General features: G+C 62.4%; 18 protein-coding genes and 5 pseudogenes. 15 read left to right on the top strand and 8 right to left on the bottom strand.

All coding sequences use genetic code 11. The annotated features are described in order from the left end of the window. Positions 1-30: 30 nt before the first annotated feature. From MNOD_RS18725 to MNOD_RS18700, 6 genes are read left to right on the top strand one after another with little or no spacing between them, the layout of a single operon-like run. Complete coding sequence (locus MNOD_RS18725; protein WP_015930505.1) at positions 31-1,266, top strand: metal-dependent hydrolase family protein; 1,236 nt, start codon at positions 31-33, stop codon at positions 1,264-1,266. A gap of 32 nt (positions 1,267-1,298) precedes the next feature. Further along, positions 1,299-2,516 (top strand): ABC transporter substrate-binding protein, encoded by a 1,218-nt coding sequence (locus MNOD_RS18720; protein ID WP_015930504.1) that lies wholly within the window; start codon positions 1,299-1,301, stop codon positions 2,514-2,516. A 56-nt stretch (positions 2,517-2,572) separates the two neighbouring features. Continuing rightward, positions 2,573-3,439 carry a branched-chain amino acid ABC transporter permease gene (locus MNOD_RS18715; protein WP_015930503.1) on the top strand — a complete coding sequence of 289 codons (867 nt, stop codon included), beginning with the start codon at positions 2,573-2,575 and terminating at the stop codon, positions 3,437-3,439. Continuing rightward, positions 3,439-4,326: a branched-chain amino acid ABC transporter permease gene (locus MNOD_RS18710; protein ID WP_015930502.1), complete on the top strand. Its 888-nt coding sequence runs from the start codon at positions 3,439-3,441 to the stop codon at positions 4,324-4,326. The genes MNOD_RS18715 and MNOD_RS18710 overlap by 1 nt, the downstream gene beginning before the upstream one ends. Further along, positions 4,323-5,081 carry an ABC transporter ATP-binding protein gene (locus tag MNOD_RS18705; protein ID WP_015930501.1) on the top strand — a complete coding sequence of 253 codons (759 nt, stop codon included), beginning with the start codon at positions 4,323-4,325 and terminating at the stop codon, positions 5,079-5,081. Before MNOD_RS18710 ends, MNOD_RS18705 begins: the two co-directional genes overlap by 4 nt. Further along, positions 5,078-5,785 (top strand): ABC transporter ATP-binding protein, encoded by a 708-nt coding sequence (locus MNOD_RS18700; RefSeq protein ID WP_015930500.1) that lies wholly within the window; start codon positions 5,078-5,080, stop codon positions 5,783-5,785. Before MNOD_RS18705 ends, MNOD_RS18700 begins: the two co-directional genes overlap by 4 nt. A 122-nt stretch (positions 5,786-5,907) precedes the next feature. Here the strand turns inward: MNOD_RS18700 and MNOD_RS18695 are convergent, their stop codons facing one another. Continuing rightward, positions 5,908-6,735 (bottom strand): pyrroline-5-carboxylate reductase family protein, encoded by an 828-nt coding sequence (locus tag MNOD_RS18695; protein ID WP_015930499.1) that lies wholly within the window; start codon positions 6,733-6,735, stop codon positions 5,908-5,910. Positions 6,736-7,374: 639 nt separating this feature from the next. Between MNOD_RS18695 and MNOD_RS18685 the strand changes: the two genes are divergently transcribed. From MNOD_RS18685 to MNOD_RS18670, 4 genes are all read left to right on the top strand, one after another. After that, positions 7,375-8,274: a dihydrodipicolinate synthase family protein gene (locus tag MNOD_RS18685; RefSeq protein ID WP_015930497.1), complete on the top strand. Its 900-nt coding sequence runs from the start codon at positions 7,375-7,377 to the stop codon at positions 8,272-8,274. Between the two features lie 199 nt (positions 8,275-8,473). Further along, positions 8,474-9,907 carry an NAD-dependent succinate-semialdehyde dehydrogenase gene (locus MNOD_RS18680; protein ID WP_015930496.1) on the top strand — a complete coding sequence of 478 codons (1,434 nt, stop codon included), beginning with the start codon at positions 8,474-8,476 and terminating at the stop codon, positions 9,905-9,907. A 133-nt stretch (positions 9,908-10,040) separates the two neighbouring features. Next, a complete protein-coding gene (locus MNOD_RS18675; protein ID WP_015930495.1) occupies positions 10,041-11,276 on the top strand; it encodes an NAD(P)/FAD-dependent oxidoreductase in 1,236 nt (411 codons plus the stop codon). Positions 11,277-11,607: 331 nt separating this feature from the next. Next, positions 11,608-12,999 carry an aminotransferase-like domain-containing protein gene (locus MNOD_RS18670; protein WP_015930494.1) on the top strand — a complete coding sequence of 464 codons (1,392 nt, stop codon included), beginning with the start codon at positions 11,608-11,610 and terminating at the stop codon, positions 12,997-12,999. 206 nt (positions 13,000-13,205) lie between these two features. On the opposite strand, the gene MNOD_RS45735 is transcribed toward MNOD_RS18670, so the two are convergent. Beyond that, positions 13,206-13,364 (bottom strand): hypothetical protein, encoded by a 159-nt coding sequence (locus tag MNOD_RS45735; RefSeq protein ID WP_244424532.1) that lies wholly within the window; start codon positions 13,362-13,364, stop codon positions 13,206-13,208. A 66-nt stretch (positions 13,365-13,430) separates the two neighbouring features. Between MNOD_RS45735 and MNOD_RS45730 the strand changes: the two genes are divergently transcribed. After that, positions 13,431-13,709: a hypothetical protein gene (locus MNOD_RS45730; protein WP_050783368.1), complete on the top strand. Its 279-nt coding sequence runs from the start codon at positions 13,431-13,433 to the stop codon at positions 13,707-13,709. A 770-nt stretch (positions 13,710-14,479) separates the two neighbouring features. Here the strand turns inward: MNOD_RS45730 and MNOD_RS50690 are convergent. Then, positions 14,480-14,563 (bottom strand): annotated as a pseudogene (locus MNOD_RS50690) (IS6 family transposase); the annotation flags it as partial. 382 nt (positions 14,564-14,945) lie between these two features. On the opposite strand from MNOD_RS50690, the gene MNOD_RS46855 reads away from it, so the two are divergent. The 3 genes from MNOD_RS46855 (at position 14,946) to MNOD_RS46850 (ending at position 15,840) form a co-directional block, all read left to right on the top strand. Continuing rightward, entirely contained in the window at positions 14,946-15,140 is a 195-nt protein-coding gene (locus MNOD_RS46855; protein WP_015930492.1) for a hypothetical protein, read from the top strand. Between the two features lie 75 nt (positions 15,141-15,215). Continuing rightward, a complete protein-coding gene (locus MNOD_RS50010; RefSeq protein ID WP_015930491.1) occupies positions 15,216-15,347 on the top strand; it encodes a hypothetical protein in 132 nt (43 codons plus the stop codon). A gap of 319 nt (positions 15,348-15,666) precedes the next feature. Beyond that, complete coding sequence (locus MNOD_RS46850) at positions 15,667-15,840, top strand: hypothetical protein (protein ID WP_015930489.1); 174 nt, start codon at positions 15,667-15,669, stop codon at positions 15,838-15,840. Here MNOD_RS46850 and MNOD_RS50005 read toward each other — a convergent pair. Next, a pseudogene (locus tag MNOD_RS50005) lies at positions 15,837-15,980 on the bottom strand (IS481 family transposase); the annotation flags it as partial. The gene MNOD_RS46850 and the pseudogene MNOD_RS50005 overlap by 4 nt on opposite strands. Positions 15,981-16,054: 74 nt before the next feature. Continuing rightward, positions 16,055-16,153, bottom strand: a pseudogene (locus MNOD_RS50685) (IS481 family transposase); the annotation flags it as partial. A gap of 103 nt (positions 16,154-16,256) precedes the next feature. On the opposite strand from MNOD_RS50685, the pseudogene MNOD_RS18650 reads away from it, so the two are divergent. Beyond that, positions 16,257-16,700, top strand: a pseudogene (locus MNOD_RS18650) (transposase); the annotation flags it as partial. Between the two features lie 545 nt (positions 16,701-17,245). Here MNOD_RS18650 and MNOD_RS18645 read toward each other — a convergent pair. From MNOD_RS18645 to MNOD_RS46840, 3 genes and pseudogenes are all read right to left on the bottom strand, one after another. Next, the gene (locus MNOD_RS18645; protein ID WP_015930488.1) at positions 17,246-17,629 is read right to left on the bottom strand and encodes an MmcQ/YjbR family DNA-binding protein; all 384 of its coding nucleotides are present in this window, start codon (positions 17,627-17,629) and stop codon (positions 17,246-17,248) included. Between the two features lie 102 nt (positions 17,630-17,731). Next, positions 17,732-18,949, bottom strand: coding sequence for an FAD-binding oxidoreductase (locus MNOD_RS18640; RefSeq protein WP_198157523.1), 1,218 nt, complete (start codon positions 18,947-18,949; stop codon positions 17,732-17,734). Between the two features lie 200 nt (positions 18,950-19,149). Then, positions 19,150-19,269, bottom strand: a pseudogene (locus tag MNOD_RS46840) (IS481 family transposase); the annotation flags it as partial. Positions 19,270-20,452 lie beyond the last annotated feature (1,183 nt).

Here is a 20,452-nt window from a genome sequence, read left to right as displayed (position 1 = left end):
TTCCTAAGATCTGGATGCGAGGAACCCGCCATGGCAACGTACTTGTTCAGGAACAGCTGCATCGTCGACGGAAGCATGGATCGGCCGACGGACCCGATGCAGGTCCTAGTCGAGGGCGGTAAGATCCGCGAAGTCGGCAAAGCCATTACCGCATCCGCAGACGAGACGATCGATCTCAATGGTAAGGTGCTGATGCCGGGCCTGATCGATTGCCATGTTCACACGATCGCCGTGGGTGCCTCGTTTGGGCGAAATGCAGAGCTTCCCGACTCGCTGGTGACGGCGCGAGCCTCGCTCGTCCTGCGAGGAATGCTCATGAGAGGCTTCACGACGGTCCGCGATGCGGGTGGGGCTGACTACGGGATCAAATGCGCGGTCGGGGAGAAGATCTTCTCCGGGCCGCGCCTCGTCATTTCGGGCAAGGCTCTCAGCCAGACCGGCGGCCATTGCGATTTCCGCGGCCGTTTCAACAGCCGGCCGGAGGTCCGTTCGGGCTTTCCGCTCGGGGCGCTGGGACGCGTGTGCGACGGGGTTCCGGAGGTGCGTCTAGCGGCTCGCGAGGAGATCAAAGCCGGCGCGGACTTCATCAAAATCATGGCAAATGGAGGAGCCGCATCGCCGACGGATCCCATTCACTTCCTCGGCTTCTCGCGCGAGGAACTCCTCGCCGTCGTCGAGGAGGCGAAAAATGCGGGCACCTACGTGGCCGCCCATCTCTACACGGATGAGGCAATCCGTCGCGCCGCCGAGGCGGGGATCCACTCGCTGGAACATTGCAATCTCATCCAGCCGGACACGGCCAAATTCGCCGCGGACAAGGGGGCTGTCGCGGTCCCGACCCTCGTTACCTTCGATAAGCTTCTGAGCGAAGGCGCTCTGAACGGTTATCCGGCTGACGCGATCGAAAAGGTCAAGGTCGTGCAGGCTGCCGGAATCGAATCGCTCACCATCATGAAGAAGGCCGGCCTGCCGATGGCCTACGGCTCCGACCTCCTGGGAGAGATGCACCGCCACCAGGCCGAGGAATTCGTTATTCGAGGGAAGGTGCTTCCGGCTCACGACGTCATTGCTTCCGCGACCACTGTCGCCGCAAAGCTTTGCCACATGGAGGGAAAGATCGGGACTGTGGCTCCAGATGCATTCGCCGATCTGATCGTGGTCGATGGAAATCCCCTTGACGACCTCTCTCTGCTGACCCGGCAGGGTCAGCATCTGTCCCTCATTATGCAAGAGGGCGTGATCGTCAAAAGAAGCGGACTTAACTAGCGCGTAGCCTGAACAAATAGAGGGGTTGACCGATGATTACCCGCAGACAAGCTGTTGCTGCTCTGGCGAGTGCGACGTTGCTGTCCTCGGTCCGCGGCGGCGCCGCCCAGGCAGGCCCGACCTTCCGGATTGGCGCTCTGAACCCCATCACCGGCGCCGGCGCCGCCTACGGCACCGGTATGCAGAAGATGATCCTGGCGGCCGCAGAAGAGGTGAATGCGGCCGGAGGCGCCGGAGGGCGGAGGATCGAGATCCTGGCCGAGGACGATCAAAGCCAGCCTCAGGCAGGCGTCCTCGCTGCCAAGAAGCTCATCGAGATCGATAAGATCCAAGCGTTGGTCGGCGTTTGGTCCTCCGGCGTCGCTCTGGCGACGATCCCCATCGCGAACGATGCTAACGTGATCTTCATGGCCACCTCCGGTGCGCCGGAGATGACAAGTCCGCAAGTCAACTCGAAGAAGCTGGTCTATCGGTTCAACACGACTGGTGACGGATTCGGGAAGGCCTTCGCCGAAATCTGTGGGAAGGAAGGTTTCAAGCGACCTGCAACGATGGCCTTCAACAACGCCTCAGCCATCGGCATCGTCGAAGGCTTCCGTAAGGCGTGGGAAGCCAAGGGCGGCAAGGTCGTCGAAGCCGTGGTTTACGAGCCCAGCCAGCCCAGCTACCGGTCGGAACTCCAACGGGTGCTGGCGGCCAAGCCCGACGTGGTCGTCCTGGGGTCCTATCTGGCCGACACCACCATCATCGTGCGTGAATGGTTCCAGACGGGTGACACACAAAAATGGCTCATCCCCGGCCATGCTGCCAATGCCGATCTGATTAAGGCTGTCGGACCGAATGCGAGCGAAGGTTTGATGGTGGTGAACTCCATTTCAAACGAGGCGTCCACGGCGTACAGCAGGTATGACGCCGCTTACCGCAAGGCGACGCGTGAATCGGGCGCGGTGAACATCTACGCGGCAATGGCGTGGGATATGGTGATCGTGCTGGCGCTCGCGATCGAAGCTGCTGGCCCGAATGCAGAAATCTACGCCATCAACGCGAAGATCAAGGAAATCGCCAATCCTCCCGGCAAGCAGGTCTCGAGCTTTGCTGAAGGCAAAGAGGCGCTCAAGGCCGGAAAAATCAACTACGAGGGCGCTTCCTCTGCGGTCGATTTCAATGATCTCTCTGACGTAACGCCGGATTTCGATCTTGCGGTCATAGAACATGGCAAGATCAATCGGAAGTACATCGTCAAGATCTGATCGGCTTGGAGAAAGGTCGGCGTCCTTGCCGCCCTTTCTGCGCCAATGGAGCTAGCATGCCAGCTTTCGCTGAACTATTCATCGGCGGCCTCATGTCGGGCTTGGTCGTCGGCCTGTCCGCTCTCGCGATCACATTGGTCTTCGGCATCGCGCGGTTTCCGAACGCGGCGACAGGCGACGTGATGACGGCTGGCGCTTATGTGGCGCTGTCGATGGCTGCCTTGACGGACTCGGTCATCGTCGGCGGCCTCGTCGGGGCGATGACGGGTGCAGCCCTCGCCATCCTCTCTTACCTGCTCGTATTCCGAAAGCTCTCGGGTCGCTCCTCTGTAACCAACCTTCTCGCGTCGATCGGCATCGCGTTCTTCCTGCGCGCGGTGATTGGTGTCGGCTTCGGGCATCAGCAGCAGGTCTTTCAACTTCCCCTCGAACGGCCCTGGCGCATCCTCGATGTCCGGTTCCAACCGGCCGATCTGAACTTGGTGATCGTCGCCGTAGCGGCTTTGTCAGTCGTCTTCTTAATCCTCTACGCGACGCCAATCGGCCGGTGCATGCGGGCCGTCGCCGACGATCCCGGTCTGGCGAAGGTCTCCGGCATTTCCCCCTCCCGCATTATGATCGCGCTGTGGGCCTTGGCCGGATCTGTCTCCGCGGTGGCCGGCGTCATGTACGGGATCAAAACCGTCGTAACGCCGGAGATGGGGTGGGACATGCTCCTTCCGGCATTCGCCGCCGCGATCCTGGGCGGCATCGGCAATCCGGTCGGCGCGATCTGCGCTGGCATCCTCCTCGGAACGTTGCAGGAGGTGGCGACACCTCTCGTAGGGTTTACCTACAAGATAGCGATCTCGTTCGTCGTTCTGCTGCTCGTGCTGCTTGTACGTCCTCGGGGCCTGTTCGGCCAAATAGAAGGGGTCCGCTGATGGAAGCCTACATCATCGCGATTCTGATCATCAGCGGGATCTATGTCCTTCTCGCCCTTGGGCTGAACCTTCAATACGGCCTCACCGGCATTACGAACTTCGGTCATGTCGGCTTCTTCTGCATCGGAGCCTATACAGCGGCGTTATTAAGCCAAGTGTCGGTTCCCTGGCCTTTCGCCTTTCTCGCAGGCGCGGCGCTCGCCGCCCTCACGGCCTGGCCCCTCGGACTCATTAGCCTTAAACTTCGAGACGATTACTTCGCCATCGTGTCGCTGGGCTTCTCGGAAGTGGTGCGGATCGTCGTCACGAGCGAGAAATGGCTGACGAAGGGCGTGCAGGGCATCACCGGCATACCCAAGCTGTTCGCTTTCCTCGGGACGGGCATTACGCAGGCTGTGGCCGTGCTGCTCCTTCTCGTCGCCGTGAACGTGCTGGCGGGTCTGTCCAAGTCGCGAATCGTCCGATCGCCCTTCGGTCGCATGATCGAGGCAATTCGAGACAACGAAGAAGCCGTGAAAGCGCTCGGCAAAGATCCGTCCAAGTTCAAGATCCAGGTTCTCATGCTTGGAGCTGCCCTCGCCGGCATCGCCGGTGGATTCTACGCACACTACATCGGGTACATCGTCCCCGAGCAATTTGTCCCGCTGATCACATTCTACATCTGGATGGCGATTATCATCGGCGGCGTCGGGCCGATCTCGGGCGCGCTCGTCGGCACGCTCATTCTGATGTTCTTCCTGGAGGGATCCCGCTTCCTGCGAGGCCTCATACCGTTCGTGTCCGAGGTCGAGATGGCCAGCATCCGCCTCGGTGTGATCGGGCTCGCTCTCGTCCTCTTCACGCTCTACCGGCCCCAAGGCCTCATGGGGGATTATACAAAGCGATGAACCTTGCGATCGAGGGTCTGACGAAAGTCTACGGCGCGCTTCGGGTCGTCGATGGGGTTTCGTTCTCTGTTCCGCCCGGCGACGTGGTCGGGGTCATCGGCCCCAACGGCGCCGGCAAATCGACGCTGTTCTCACTGGTGACCGGGTTCCTGGACGCCAGCGAGGGGACGGTTCGGCTCGACGGCAAGCAGATCGGCCATCTCTCCTCGGTGGAGCGAGCGAGAGCCGGAATGGTGCGCACATTCCAGGTCCCGCGGGAATTCAGCCATCTGACCGTTAAGCAGAACCTGATGGCAGCCGCGCCAAAGCAGAGCGGCGAGCGCATCGCCAACCTCTTCTTCAAGATCGGAAAGGTTCGTCAGGAAGAGAAGGCGATCTCCTCTGAAGCCGATGCCTTGCTGGACTTTCTGCGGCTCACGCGCATCGCGAACTCCCCGGCTGGTCGGCTCTCTGGAGGCCAGAAGAAGCTTCTGGAGCTCGGCCGTGCGCTGATGACCGGCGCCAAGCTGATCCTGTTGGACGAGCCTTTCGCCGGTGTGAATCCAGTCCTGATCGAAGAGATCGCGGAGCGCATTCGCGAGCTGAAGAACCGGGGCATCGGCTTCCTAATCATTGAGCACGATCTCGGCGCGCTCACGCGTCTCGTTTCTACGCTTCACGTGATGGATCGTGGACGCCTGATCGCGTCCGGCCTTCCGGCTCACGTGCTGGCGTGCAAACAGGTGCGCGAGGCCTATCTCGGAGGGTCGTCATGAGTGTTCTGTCCATCGAGGGCCTGAAGGGTGGCTATGGAGAGGTCGATATCCTGAACGGCGTCGACCTTGAGCTCGAAGCAGGCGAAATACTGACCGTCGCCGGAACAAACGGTGCGGGCAAATCGACCCTCGCGAAAGCCGTCGTCGGGCTGCTGCCGCGCGTGGAGGGGAATGTGCGTCTCGGAGGAAGAGACGTCACGCGTCTGGCAACTGAGAAGCGGGCTCAGAACGGTATCGGCTACGTGCCACAGGTGGCCAATGTCTTTCCTTCGCTGACGATCGTCGAGAACCTCGAAGTCGTCCAGGGAGTGCGTGACGCAAAGGCGCGCATTGCCGAAGTGTTCAGCCTCTTCCCCGCTTTGGCCGAACGCAAGCGCGCGCGTGCAGGGAGGCTCTCCGGCGGCGAGCGTCAGCAACTGGCCTATGCGAGAGCCCTCATGACACGGCCTCGCGTGGTGGTGCTCGACGAACCAACGGCCGCCCTCTCTCCCGCATTGGTCGCCGACAGCTTCTCTCGCATCGCATCCCTGGCAGCGGACGGAACCAGTATCCTTCTGATCGAGCAAAGGGCCCGACAAGCGTTGGCCATCTCAAACCGTGGCGCGATCATGGATGGTGGGCGCGTCGAGATGGCGGGCCCAGCGAACGAATTGCTCAACGACGAGAAGGCAGCGGCTCTGTATCTCGGGCGTTATTCCACCTGATCGCCAAAGCAGGCTGGTTCGGACCTCGAAGCGCCTCTGGAATGGTTGCTCAGCTCGTCAATTGTCTCGCCGAGCTGAAAGCCAGAGTTACCGGACCGATCGACGGCCAGGCCGGAACTCGATCATTCCTGTGGCGGGACTCTCAGACGTTGCATGTGACCGAGCATCTTGTCGACGATGGCGCCGAGTTGTTCGCTCACCTGCGTAGAGTGTGACAGGGCCACCTCCGTGACGCCCCCCGGCGTCGCCCTGTGGCCCTCCGCTTGCTTCGAGGCGTCGTGGCGTCCACGCAGTCTCCTGGTCAGTTCGTTGAACACCACGTCCATCACATGGTCCCGCGCTGCGGGCGTGAGACCGCGTTCGGCCAGACCGGCCTCGATCGTCCTCGTGAGTGCCGACCTGATTAGTGTCAGCAGCGGACCCGCCAGGAGCGTCACCAGATCGTAGAGCTGTTCCTCTTCGATCCAACTGGCCGGGCCGAGTGGCTGAAGAGCCGCGATCGCTAATGAAACACGGGGATCGGCCCGCGCGATGTTGTCCAGGAGCCCGATCGAACGGACTTCGCCTCCGTCTTGAGGAATGGCCGGGCTGAGCCGCACCACCAGCGCGTTCGGAAGAGCGTCGCGCACGATGCGCGCCTCTGCGTCGATCCCCAGCGCGAACATGACGCCATCGAAGCTGCGAAGATCACCGCGCTTGGACAGGCTCACCAAGGCTTGGTTCGGGATCGCGGAGAAGATGACGCGAGACTGTATGACGGCGCCGAGATCATCGCCAGATCTCCTGCCAGCCGATGGCCGCGATGCGGGATCCTCGAAGCGCCGGCTCCACATGACGACTTGCTTGCCTTCCTCCCTCATTCGAGCGGCGACCGCGTCTCCGAGGCGTCCGGCGCCGAGAACACCGACTGCGCCGGTGGATCCCGAGACATGCGTGATAGAAGGTTCCATGTGATGTCATCCTCAAGCGTGTGACGGACAAGTTGAGCGTCGACGCCGAGAGCGGGGCCTCAACCCACGTCAAAAGAGGAAATCCTCTCCCGGCACCGCCGAAGACGGCCCTTTCGAAGAAGCATCGATGCGTCGATGCCAGCCCTGCGAGCAGCGATAGCGGTCTCTAAAAACGCGACGAGGCGGGCGGGAACTCCGTTAGGAGTGTCCCAGATGGGTCAATCGGCCGCCGAATTGCCCATCAATGTACCGGTCTTCCGCGCACCGTGTCACTCTATGCCGTAGTTTTATCGGACAAACAAGACCGAAGGATCGAAGTTCGTGCTTGTGTCATCCGCTCAAATTGATATATAACAAGACAGGAATGACATAGTTCGCTTCGAACGGGAGGGATGGGTATGAATCGGTGGTTTGTCGGGGCGCCGGCGTTCGCGACGGCTGCCGTCGCCGTCATGGGTGCTGCCACCGCGCCTGCCTGGGCTGAAGATCCCTACTTGACTCTCGGCCGGATCAAGACCGGCGGAAAGCTCAAGCTCCCTGTCATGGCCGGTGAGGAACCCGGCTACATCAAAGCGTCCATGCTCGGTCCGCTCGCGGCCGCTCTCGCTTGAACCTCAACTCACTCTGGAGGACACTGACATGGCAAATGTTGACTGGGGCGGCATCTTCCCGGTTCTCGTCACCCCGTTCGGGCCTGACGGGTCCATCAACGAGGTGCGATACAAGGAACTGGTCGACGAAGCGATAAGGAACGGTGCTCGCGGCATCGTTGCGGCTGGTAGCACGGGCGAATTCTATGCACTCACGATCGGTGAGCGCGCCCGCCTCTATAAGCTGACGGTCGATCACGTCGCCGGCCGGGTCCCCGTCTTGGCCGGGGTTGCCGACCTCCGCGTCGAGGATGTGGTCGATGCCTGCCAGTCCGCGGTCGCAGCCGGTTGCGCCGGCGGTATGATCCTGCCGCCCATCTACGCCATGCCAAGCCCGTGCGAGATCGTCGCCTTCTTCGAGCACGTCTCCAAGAACACCTCCCTGCCGTTGATGCTGTACAACAGCCCGAGGCGCGCAGGGGTCGATATCCCTCCGGCCCTGGTCGAGCAGCTCTCCAAGCTTCCCACCATCGTCGCCATCAAGGACAGCTCCGGGCTAATCAATCAGGTCACCGAGCTGGTGCAGCGCGTCGGCGGCAGGCTTCGCGTCTTTGTGGGGTACGAAACCATGATCGTGCCGGCCCGTGCGGTTGGCGCCCATGGCGTCATCGCCATGGCACACCAGATCGCCGGGCCTCTCATCCGCGATTACTGGGACCACGCGTTGGAAAACGGGAAAGCCGTCGAGGACATGGGTCGCGACGTCTTCGCATTCTACCGCTGCTTCCAGTCGGGCGCCTATTACGCAGCGATCAAGGAGACCATGACGCAGCTCGGGCGTGACGCGGGCGGGCCGCGCCTGCCGTTGCTCCCGCTGGCCGACGACCAGAAGGCTGCGATCGCCAAGATCATCGGAGAAGCCGGGCTGAGCCGCTGGGCGAAGGCCTGAAGCGTCTCGGCAACCGCCGTCACCTCTCTCCGAACCATCCGATCGAGCAACGGGTGACGCCGCGGGCACGTAGGTGGTCGCGTGCGCACTGGGATCGTTGGCGCACGGTGAGAGGACCTCGTACTTCGGGACTGGGCCATTCGGGCTCGTATCCGATCGGCATTCGCGTGCGAAAGCCCGCACTTTCTAAAGGACCGCTATGTATACGAAATTGGCCCTGCTCATTGATGGCGAATGGATTGAAGAAACCAGTGCTGGCAGCGAAGTGGTTCTCAATCCCGCAACCGAGCAGCCGCTCGGTACGTTGCCTCACGCCGGTCGGCCGGAGCTGGATCGAGCGCTCGCGGCGGCGGATCGCGCTTTCGGCGGCTGGAAGCGCACTTCGCCCTACGAGCGGGGCCAGATCCTGCGTCGCGCTGCTGACCTCGTGCGCGAGCGGCTCGACCACATCGCGACCGTGCTGACGCTTGAGGAGGGGAAGACCCTCGCGGAGGCCAAGGGCGAGATCACCGCTGCGGCAGAGTTCTTTGATTGGTTCGCCGAAGAAGGACGGCGGAGTTACGGGCGCATCATCCCAGCCCGCCTCGCCGGCATGCTTCAAACCGTGACGCAGGAGCCGGTCGGTCCCGTCGCCTGTTTCACCCCGTGGAACTTCCCGGCCGTAACCCCGGCGCGCAAGATCGCGCCTGCTCTCGCAGCGGGGTGCACCTGCATCATCAAGCCGGCGGAGGAAACTCCGGGCACGACGCTAGAGATAGCGCGCGCGCTTACCGATGCCGGCCTGCCCGATGGCGTGCTTAACGTCGTGTTCGGCAACCCCGCGGAAGTTTCGGAATATCTTCTGAGATCTCCTGTGATCCGGAAGATCTCGTTCACCGGGTCGACCACCGTTGGCCGCCATCTTGCGCGCATCGCAGGAGAGACGCTGACGCTCGCCACGATGGAGCTCGGCGGACACGCCCCTGTCATTGTCGCGAAGGACGCCGATATCCGTCGCGCCGCCGAGCTGTCGATGGCGATCAAGCTACGTAACACGGGGCAGGTTTGCACGTCGCCGACGCGCTTCTTCGTGGAACGCCCCGCTTACGAAGAGTACCTGGAGCACGCACGCGCCCTCGTCGAGAAGCAGGTGATCGGCGACGGGTTGAAGCCCGAGACGACGGTCGGACCTGTCGCGAACGCCCGCCGCGTCGCTGCCATTGACGACCTGATTTCGGATGCCCTCTCGCACCAGGCTCGGCTCATCGTCGGCGGAGAGCGTATCGACGGAGTCGGGCTCATGTACAAGCCCACCATCCTCGCGGACATTCCGGACCACGCGAAGGCGATGTCGCACGAACCGTTCGGCCCGCTCGCCCTCGTGCAGCCGGTCGAAGACATCGGCCACGCGCTCGCGCGGGCGAATTCGCTGCCCTACGGCCTGGCCGGCTATGCTTTCACGAGTTCCTCGGCGACGGCGAACCGCATCTCCGAAGAGCTCGCCGTCGGCGTGATCGGGATCAACCAGATGGTCGTTACGATCCCTGAGACGCCCTTCGGCGGCATCGGAGATAGCGGGTGGGGGCGTGAAGGTGGGATCGAAGGTCTGGAGGCCTACATGAATAAGAAGTACGTAGGTCACCTTCAGGTCTGAGTGCGCGACGTGGTTCTGCCTACGTCGGGAGAATCTTCCGTCGACCGAAGGCGCCGGCGCGAGTCCGTTTAATCGAGGAGCAGAAGAGCTCCTCTCTTCGAACAGACTCGCCCTCATCTCGGGAAGATATGGAATGGTACAAGCGAGATCCGTTGCTGTGGTGGGAGGAGGGCTCATCGGCATCAGCTGCGCCCTCTCGCTCTCCAGGGAAGGCCATCGCGTGACGGTCTTCGAGGAAGGCAAAGTCGGTCATGGTTGTTCCTGGGGCAACGGTGCCCAATACAACGCCGGCACCTCGCTGCCGATGTCCTATCCGGGGGTGACGTGGCGCGCCCTGCGATGGCTCGCCGACAAGAACGGACCCATACATTTTGCTGCCCGAGAGCTTCCTCGGAACATCGGATGGCTCCTGCGGTTCATTCAGACGGGCCATCCGAAGAGATGGGAGAAAACATACACTGCTCTCAACGCGCTCAACGCGCCATGTGCCGAACTGTTCAAGGATCTGCTGGGTGATGCCGAGTGGGTTAAAGTCTTCCGGCCCAGTGGTGCTCTCCATGTCTACCGGGACTCGACACCCGGCAAACTCGACGATCAGATCGAGCGCTTGCGGATGAGCCACGGCGCGGCCTTTCAGGAGGTGTCCGCGGAAGACATCCGGGAACTAGAGCCGAATCTGTCGAAGGACTACCAGCGCGGCATCTTCTTCCCGGGGAGCGGTTATGTCGATGCTCCGGTGACGCTGGTGGAGCGTTTAGAAGCGCGCGCCGCATCGTTCGACACGAAGGTGCAACACGCGCGCGTCTTGTCTATCGAGCCGGGATCCGAGGCCGTGACGCTCCATACCACGTCTGGTCCCCATCGCTGCGACATCGTCGTAATCGCCGCTGGCATCGCCAGCCGTGATTTGGCGAGGAGCCTTGACGTGTCCTTGTCCCTGACGAGTGAGCGAGGCTATCATGTGGCGTTGTCGGATGTCGCTGGCGCCATCAGCCGCCCCGTCACCGACACGGGCTCGGCCATCGTCGCAACCCCTCTCTCAGAAGAATTGCGAGTGGTCGGCATAGCGGAATTCGACAGGCCCGACGCGCCGTTCAGGGATAGCCAAACGGACAAGCTTCTTGTGGCAGCCCGCCGCATGCTGCCGGACCTTCAAGTCAGTACAGTGCGACGGTGGATGGGCATCCGTCCGTCAACTCCGGACAGCCTGCCCGTCATCGGACCGCATCCGAAGAACCCCGCCATCTTGTTCGCGACAGGTCATGGTCACCTCGGAATCAGCGGGGCGCCGATGACCGCCGCCTTGATTTCCGACATCGTCGCGGGCCGGCGCCCTCGCATCCCCCTGACGCCGTATGGCGTCAGGTAGGTCTGGGGGCAAGTGCGGGGTGGCCGCGCAGATCTCCGTCGAAACGGTTGAACAAGCGCTTCACCTCCGACGCTTTGACCTGGTACATTCATGGGGCCGCCCCATCTTGCATCAGGCCCGGTCAATGACAATTTCGGATCTTGCTGCCGCGTTCCTCCTGCGCTCGAGGGGTGAAGCTGTGTATGCCAGACATCATGGAGAGCGATTGGCTCAGCCCCGCCATTGATGCTACCTGCCCGAACCCGTAAGGACGGAGAGCTTATACATTGGTCACACGTGGTCGCCAAAGCTGGAATTACGGTTGATAGATCAGCGCAGGGAAGATTGCTTTATGGCCTCGGAGAAGACCAAGTTTTTCGGCTGGCTGCCCCGGGAGCTGTCGTCGGAAGGTCCGCGCTACCTTGCTCTGGTAAATGCACTTGAGCAGGACGTGGCGGAGAACCGTCTCGTCGACGGCTCGCGCCTCCCGCCGCATCGTGAGCTGGCTGTGCAACTCGGATTGTCAGTCGGTACCGTCAGCAAGGCGTATCAAGAGGCGGAGCAACGCGGCATCGTCAGCAGCCATGTCGGGCAAGGGACTTTCGTGCGCAGACGCGCACCGGCCGGCGCGGCCGGCGCGGTCGCGCGACAAGCCGTCAACATGGCCCTCAACGTGCCGGCTCATGGCCGTGAGGCGGAGTTTCTCTCGGGGCTCCTGAGCGATGTCTACCGTCCGCGAGAACTGGCGCCACTGCTCGATTTTCATCCTCATTCAGGCATCGGGCGTCATCGCGAAGTCATGGCCCGCTCCATTTCCGATGATGCGTTCAGCGTTGATCCCGCGCTGCTGTTCCTGTGCAACGGCGCCCAGCATGCCCTCGACATCGCTGTGCGTCTCGTTGCACAGCCCGGCGACAAAATCCTTGTCGATCGGCTCACCTATTCGGGCTTCAAGGCGATCGCAGTCGCGAACTCGCTCACGCTCGTGCCCGTCGACCTCGACGATGAAGGCACCGATCCTGACGCCTTAGAGGCAGCGTGCCGGGATTCGGGTGCCCGCGTCTATTACTCCATGCCAACCCTGCAGAGTCCGACAGCGCGGACGATGAGCCTTCGGCGGCGAAAGCGCATCGCCGAACTGGCCGAAAAACTGGACCTCCTCATTATCGAGGACGACGTCTACAGTTTCTTCTATCCTGAAAGGCCCCGCCCGATAGCCGCGCTTCTTCCCGAAAGAAGCTTCTATACGACGTCCTACTCGAAGTGTGTCGCGCCAGGTTTCCGGCTCGGGACTCTCTCGGTTCCTCCGGCTTTCAGGGATCGGGCTGAAATATTTGTCCACGCCTCGTCGTGGTTCGCTGCGCCCATCTTGAGTGACCTTGCAGTTCGTCTCATCGAGAGCGGCAAGCTCGATGAGCTGATTCGTGAGCGGAGGCGGCAGGCAACCGAGCGGTATCGCCTCTTTGCGAAGTTCTTTCCATATGCGGACAAGCTGGAGCATCCGCCCTTCTACGCCTGGCTGCCCTTGCCGCAGGAATGGTCCGCATCGCGTTTCACATCGGCGGCACGCGGACAGGGCATCCTCGTCACGCCTCCAACCGCCTCCACTGTCGATGACGACGATCCGGGTGCCGTTCGCGTCTGCCTAGGTGCGCCGGACGATCTGAGCGAGCTGTCCGATGCCCTCTCCATCCTCAGCGAGATCCTTGCTCGGCCACCTCTGAGCGTCTTCTCTGTCGCATGAAGTGGAGAACGGGCAGTGAAGAGGCGCCAAGGACCGTGATTGTCGAGTGTCCGTTGTCGGATGACTAGAGCATTTTCAGTGAAATCCGGGTCAGCCTTGATCGTTTCCTGGGCTGCACCCGTCGCAGCCTGCCGGCGCGCCCGCGGCCTCACCTTGCGAGACGCGATCAGGATTAAGCTGAAAATGCTGTAAGAAGCTGTACGCAATTAAACTACTTGCTGCGCCTGGGCATGAGCGAACATCTGTCGTGAGATGATGGAGATCATGGCAATCCAGATGTGCGCCGCGAAGAGATCCGGCTGGCGGTCGTACACGGTGTTGAGCTGGCGGTAGCGGCTCAACCAGGCGAACAACCGCTCGACCACCCACCTGATCCCGCACGGCAGGAACTGGCCGTCCCGGGTGCCGCCGGGCGGGACCGGGGCGACCCGATGCGCTCGGTGTCGACGGTGGTGCATCTGCCGGAAGCCACGAACGACACGCTGGCGCTGATCAAGGCTGCCCGGCTCGGGGTAGAACGCACGTGCCGTGATCCAGTCGGGGCGCCCTGGCGCTACAGCAAGGCCGGCGTGATCACGACCGACCTCGTGCCGCTGACGGAGAGCCCGCGGGCCCTCGGCAACGCCATCCGACAGCGTCCGTCGGGTTTGTCGGGTCCGCGCCACAGGCATGTTGAGCCGGTCCCGTTTGGCCCCAAGCTACACAGCTGAAAAGCAATCCCACCATGCAGGGCGAGGCGGCGGCCCGCCATCCTGCAAAGCGAGAAGTGCGCGCCGGAGACGGGCACCGCCGTGCAGGCCCTGGCCATGGCGCCAGGGGCGGCGGGCCGCGGATCGCGGCGGCCTGTGGCGTGACCGTCGCGAACGCCGCGGCCTCTACGCGGCGGGCGCGGACATCCTCGTGACCTCCGCGCCTTGAGGGGCCGCTCCGGCCGACGTGAAGGTCGTGATCGAGGCCGTGCAGGCCGAGCGACCTGCCGGGGGCTTCACCCGACACGGCGCGCTGCGTCGCAGCTGGCGCGGCCCTTGCTGGTGAGGTTTCGCCTCGGCCGTGCGGGCGCGGCCCTCGCCATACCCCATCGCGACGACAAGCTCGGCTGAGCCCTCTGTCCGCACGCGGAGCGAGGCGATGCGCACACAGCGACGTGTGAAGGCGCAAGTCCGTGCGGGTGAGGGATGTTCCGCGTCAGATCCGGATCCCGCCCCCTCCCCTCGGCCGTTGCCGCAGCCGCACGCCAATGACCTCACGCGAAAGTCGAGGTCATCTCCCTCCTGCCCCGCCGCTGTCGGACATTGTCAGATTCCCGACAGCTGAGTGAAGTTTCCGCCAATCACCGGCGGTTCCACTAACGGACTGATCTCAATAGCAAAACTACTCCAGAAGCATTTGGCACCTCGCTTGCGCAGAGGTCCGGCAGCGGCGGAGGCCGCCACCAACCAAGCCTAACCCGAGTTCAGGAGTACACCGTGAACGCTTCATCCAGAAACCCTTCAAAGCAGTGCCGGTCCTTGAAGGCTCCACGGGCCTGTCTCTTCAGCTTGAGGGAAAGGGCGTTCAGGATCATGGGCCGGCTCCGAGCGGAGGCGGCAAGCTGGCGGAGGCGGCAAGCTGGGCGGGTATGCCTAACGACCCGTGAACGTGGCCTATCCGCGTTTGCGACAGGCCCATCGCGACCGCCGCAGGGGCCCACCGCCCGCGCCGACGTGGGTACGGACGTCAGTGAGCGCGACCGAGAGGCCGCCAAGGTTTTGGACGAGTGGCTTCCGTAGCACGGACAGGGCGGAGGCATGAGCATTCCAACTGGAGAAAACTATGACGGACCTCCTGCTCGCCGGCATTGCCGGGATTTTGTTCTGTATCGGCCTTGAGTTGAGCCGCATCGCGCGAGCGGTGGAAGCAGCTACGCGATCCGGCCAAGGGGAACACAACCAATCAAGGAGATGAGGATGACGGACAAACAATCAGTTCAAGCGGATATGGCGCGTCTGGAGGACGAGAACAGTCGTTTGCGCCAACTGATCAACTCCGCCCCACAGTCGTTGCTGTATCCCAACGCGGAGTGGTGCGAAATCTATGCGCGCTGGCATCGCAATGCGGTCCGCGTGGCTCACTTTCCACACCTTCCCCAGCCGAAAACCTAATCCCCTGATCAGCGTGAATGAGACGGCTGGATTAGTATGGATGAAGGACTTAGCGATGAGCGAGACGATCAGCCCATGGCCGCCCATCTCTTGTTCCTCAACTTGAAGGATCGCGGCCTGGTGTCGCCGGCACCCGGGGATGACGGGCCGGTCTACGCGATCACGCCGGCCGGCGTGGCCGCCCTCGACGCGCCGACCGCTCACTGACCCGAAAGGACACAGCATGGACAGGCCAACCATCCCCGACGTGCTCGATAGATTTCGGTCCTATCACGCGCGAGAACCCTCATGGGGCGCACTACACGTCGTCTTAGATGACATTAACCTCACAGACGCCCATGTGCGCCAGGGTCAAGACTTCGCGCGAGAGCGGGGCGACGAGGAAGGCTACGCACTCGGCGAGATCCTCCTCAAGATGACCATAACACAGCGCCTCTGGCTGGCGCTGAACGCCTGAGTGCGGAGGAAAGGCCCGCCTTATCCGCGAAACGCGCAATCGGAGGACTCGCCCATAACGAAGCAAGAGATGATCAAGGGCCTGCGCGCAGGGCGCACGCTCATTCAAGAGGAATGGGCCGACCCGGCCGAGCGGCAGGCCGTGCACGAGCTGGAGGCGGAAGGCCTCATCACGCGCGAGCTGCTGCCGTTCGAGCGCTACCAGTGCGAGGCACACCGCATCCGCTGGAAAAACGCAGACTAGTTGTCTGAATGCGAAACCTCCTTGGCAGCCGCAACAACCTTGAGCGCTTTCGGGAGTGCGTTTGGGTCAGGCGGCTTGGTGGCAGGCTTGGCCAGCTCAGGTTTCGCCTCCAGGCGCTCGCGCAGCACCATGTCCGGTGATCCTCCTCGTTCATCATGCCGACCTCCTCGCTCATCGAGGGGGTCAGCTCCTCATGGCGTCAGGGGGTTAGTTTGCCGTGTCGCCTGACAACGCCGGAAGGTTCGGTCGAGCGGGCGATTTTAGCGCGCACGGCTGGGGTGGTGCGGGCATTGGGATGGATTGCGAGCATCAGCGCGCCCACCTGGAGGAGGAGCGCCGTGAGGGCTCGAAGCGCCAGGCCTGCTCCTCAATTGCCCAACGCACCTGAGCCCAACAATGTTCCGCGACCAAACAACTACCTGTCGCGCTACACCCACCGGGTCGCCATCGCCAACAGCCGGCTGATCTCGCTCGACGAGCGCGGCGTCACGTTCCGCTGGAAGGACTACCGGGTTCGGGATGGCGCGAAGGGTCGCGAGTGGATCAAGACCATGACGCTGGCCCCGGATGAGTTCATCCGCCGCTTCCTGCTCCACGTGCTGCCTGACGGCTTCCACCGCATCCGCCACGACGGCCTGTTCGCCAGCGGCACGCGGGCTGCCAACATCACTCGGATCAGGAGCCTGCTCGAGCCGATGCAGGCTCCGTGCGCGGCCAAGCCCGAACCCGCCGCCATGACCGGCCCACCTACGGGACCGGCCTGCCCGTGCTGCGGCGGACGCCTCCTCGTCATCGAGCACTTTCGCCGGGGCGAGGTCCCGAAGCTGCGCCCAAGCGCCGTTCGGATCAACACGTCATGAGCGCAGCCCCGAGCCTGATCACGACCGCCAGTCGAGAGACCGCGGGATCACCGGCCCGCCTCGGGTTCGCTCGCGCCGGGATGCTCGTTCTCGATCAGGTTGCCCCGTCCAACACCGTCCGCAGCCCTCGTCGCGACCGCGATGCACGGTCACGAAGGCCGACCTGCGCCCTGGGATCGCGCCCGGTCAGCGCCATGAACGAGCGCCATCGCAACCGCTGCGCCCTAAAATCCCCATAGCGCGCGCACCACCTTCAGCGTCGCGGCGCCCCCGCGGCTTCCTCCCCTGAAGATTTTCGAACGCCGGCCCTCAGTCCGTGCCCAACTCTCGCATCAGGGCCGCCATCCGAAAACCTTCACATTTCCGGACCTGCAACCTTGCGCGCCAGAGGTCCGCTCATGATGCAGAAGCGGACAGATGCTAGCTCGCCTCCACCCAACCGAGTGCCGCACCTACATCTCCGCCGCCGGATATGATGCAAACTGATCGGATGCCGCATTAGAACTTCTATACCTTATGGCCCGCTAAACGATGGCGCGGCGGGATCACTCCGCTCGCTTCGGTCGATCGGCCTTCGGTAAGCTCTCCACGACGAGTTCGTATGCGGACCTCACCAAATCTTCGACTAGCTCGCGATCAATCTTTGGCCCGCCGCCGAGCGAGATCCAGTGACGCTTGTTCATGTGGTAGCCTGGGTTGATGCTCTCATGCGTGTCGCAGAGCATTTGTGCTCGGTCTGGATCACACTTCACAGTCAGGATCTTTTCACCTAGCACCTCGGTGGTCATGGCGAAGACCTTGCCCCGCACCTTGAACACCTCGTAGCCCGGACCAAAGGCTTGGGTCTGCGTCACGTCCGGCAAACCGTTCGCAACACGCGTCGCAACACCCTGAACGTCCTTGCCGGACAATTCGCTCGTCTTCGTCATAAGCTCTGCTTTCCTGCTGATCGGCTGTCAGGGAACAGGCCCCTTCAAAGCCTGCTTCGACCCGGTAGCCAGCTCGCCTCTGACAAGCGGTTACTCCCTGGTTCAGAACAGACCGAAATCTGCCGAGAAACGGTTTTCGAGATCGTACTTGCGCTTGATCACGGTCAAAGCCTCGATGGCCTCGCCATAGAACGCCCTGGCTCGATCGTGGCTGTCGAGACCCAGTACACTCGGGTAACCCCCACGCGTGCTCAAGGGATTCAACACCGCCCTGATGTGCTCGATCCATTGCCTGCCCTTGGCCTCCTCGTCCGATCGGCCGGGCTCCCATCGAGCGACAATCTGCATGTTGAAGTGGTTGAACCGGAATGGAAACGCGGTCGCTTCCGTAGGAACACGTGCGGCCGCGCCACGAAAGTCGTGCAGCATGATGCAGTTCTTTTCCGACGGCGAGCGCCGGGCGCACTCCACGGTAACGTCGATCACCTCCGGCGTCAGTCTTGCAATGTTGTGGGCGTCCATCCGATAGCCCTGTCCGTCCGGCCAAGCAGCATCGGAACTTGCATCATAGATGTCCCTGTAGACGACCCAGCTCTTGACCAGGACGGTCGCCCCCTCCAGGCGGGATAAAAGGCCAAGATAGTGTTCACCTCTCTGCTTCCTACCGCTCCATAAAGGCTCCAGAACCAAGCCGAAGCCTTGGTTCGGCACGGCAGTGAAGGCCGAGAACGTGCTGAGGTTGTCTCCCGCCTCGTCGAGGATATCCTGCACCACCCGTAGACTGGCTCTGGCCTGTGCAAGGGGAATGAAAACCTTCGCGTTTAAGACCTTTTCCAGCGGAAAGAGCGCGAACTCGGCCGAGGTGAGGATGGCGAAGTTCTTTCCGGCTCCGCGTAGCGCCCAGAAGAGGTCCGGGTTCTCGTCGGCACTTGCAACGATGTTCGTCCCATCGGCCAGAACCACCTCGGCGCGTTGCAGAGTGTCGGCCGCCAAGCCGAAGCGGGAGTTGAGCTTGCCGTAGCCGCCCCCGAGCGTCAGCCCCGACACACCGACCTGGCTATGGACACCTGCGACGAAAGCCATATCGTCCGGCAGACAGTCGAGAACGTTCTGAACAATGGCGCCGCCCTCGATGGAAAGCGTTGCGCGCTCCCGGTTCACCCTCGTCTTATTCAGCGATCGCAGATCCAGCGTGATCCCGTTCCGGCACACCGACCGGGCGGTCCAGTCGTGTCCGCCGCCCATGACGGAAACGTGGGCATTGTAGTCGCTTGCGATCCGCACCGCGTTTTCCACATCCGACGCGGTGAGGCATTCCACGGCCGCTATCGTCTCGATGTCCGCTGACCCGTTCCACAGGCCCGTTCTCAAATTGCGGGCAGCACCCTCGCCGGTCCTCACCGTGCCGGATACGTACTTCGCGAGAGGCTCGAGTATGCTGTGTGGCATTGGGTACTGGGCCCTTATTCATGCGAATGCAGCCACCGGGCGTAAGATCCGGCTGGACCAAGGATGGGAACTTAGATGTTAGGTCCCGCCATGTGACGTGACGGATCGAGCCTGAAGCGTTCGGGCGCTTTCGTCCAGGCTTGGCAGATGAACTCGTAGGGTGTGAGGCCGCGCAGAGTCTTGAGGCGGCGAAGCGGGCCACGGCCAACTCGATGTCGTCGGCCATCTCAGCCAGGGCAGCCGTCGTAGCGAGGGCGCTTGCAATGGGACCGGCAGGGACCGCGTCCCGCGGGTCCGACCTTTCGAACGGCCCATGTCAGTGCGGCACAGGCCGTCATGCTGCGCATGCCCGCCACGAACCCGATGCCGAACGAAGTTCCGTATCCCTGCATATGCGCGGCTCCCATCGCTTCCGAGACCTCACGCCGATGGCAAGACGGCGATGTCGCTCGGTATTCCGGCCGGGGCGGTGGCGCCCAATGACGGGGCCAGGCGCTGGTCGATGCAGTCGCCTGCGCCGAACTGTACCCTCTCGAAGGTCCGGTCGCCGATGTGCCCGAACCTGCTGATGACGCGGCCGCCGCTGTCAGATCCGCCCCTTCCTCCGGAGCGGGCCTTTGTAGCGACAAGACCGAAGGTCCGGAAGAGGTCAGCCCCGGTCATTGCAGGCGAATGGCGTAGAGAGCTGCTGTCCACCCATCACCGCCCTTCCATAGCCAAGCTGGTTGAGTTTCGAGCCTGACGCGCTCCGCACCAGAAAGCCAGCAAGCCAGCCTAGCCCCGCCGTGGCGGGCTTTTTCGGTTCCGGCATTGAGCCTGGATCTGACCGCACTCTAAGTTCTACGTGCGCACTCTAAGTTCTACGTGCGCACTCTAGGTTCTGATGGTGGCGCTCACATTTCCTAAGCCTCTAGATTTCTAAATATCAAAGTCTAGAATATCAGCATCTCCTGAGGTAAGTATTGTACAACTAGCATGATCGGTCATAGGCTGTTTGGCCTGAGTCGGACGTGCGGACAGTTCCGGGAGCCTGCAAGGTACGATCAATCGATTGAGATAAAAAGATAATTTGGTTTGCCCGGTCCGACCGGATCCGACTTCAGTTTTCCAGCCTTACGTGCAGGAGCTATATCGACACCACCCTATACTGTGATAACGTTGTGTCAGCGGCTCAACGGCAGGTGGTGTAGAGCCGGCCGAAGGCACCCATTGACGCATCTCCTGCTGCGTCGGCTGGTGCCGAGGTCTGAATCTGCGCCGCTGCCCCCCTGCCCGCTCGGGCCGCGCCATCACCCGTTTGGGTATCCGCACCGAGGTCGCCTTATATTATGTCGATCGCCGCCTCCCGGCGCGCTCGCGCGTCGTTTCGACAGC

Source organism: Methylobacterium nodulans ORS 2060 (genome assembly GCF_000022085.1).
Lineage (GTDB): Bacteria > Pseudomonadota > Alphaproteobacteria > Rhizobiales > Beijerinckiaceae > Methylobacterium > Methylobacterium nodulans.
This window is presented reverse-complemented; position numbering and strand designations above follow the sequence as displayed.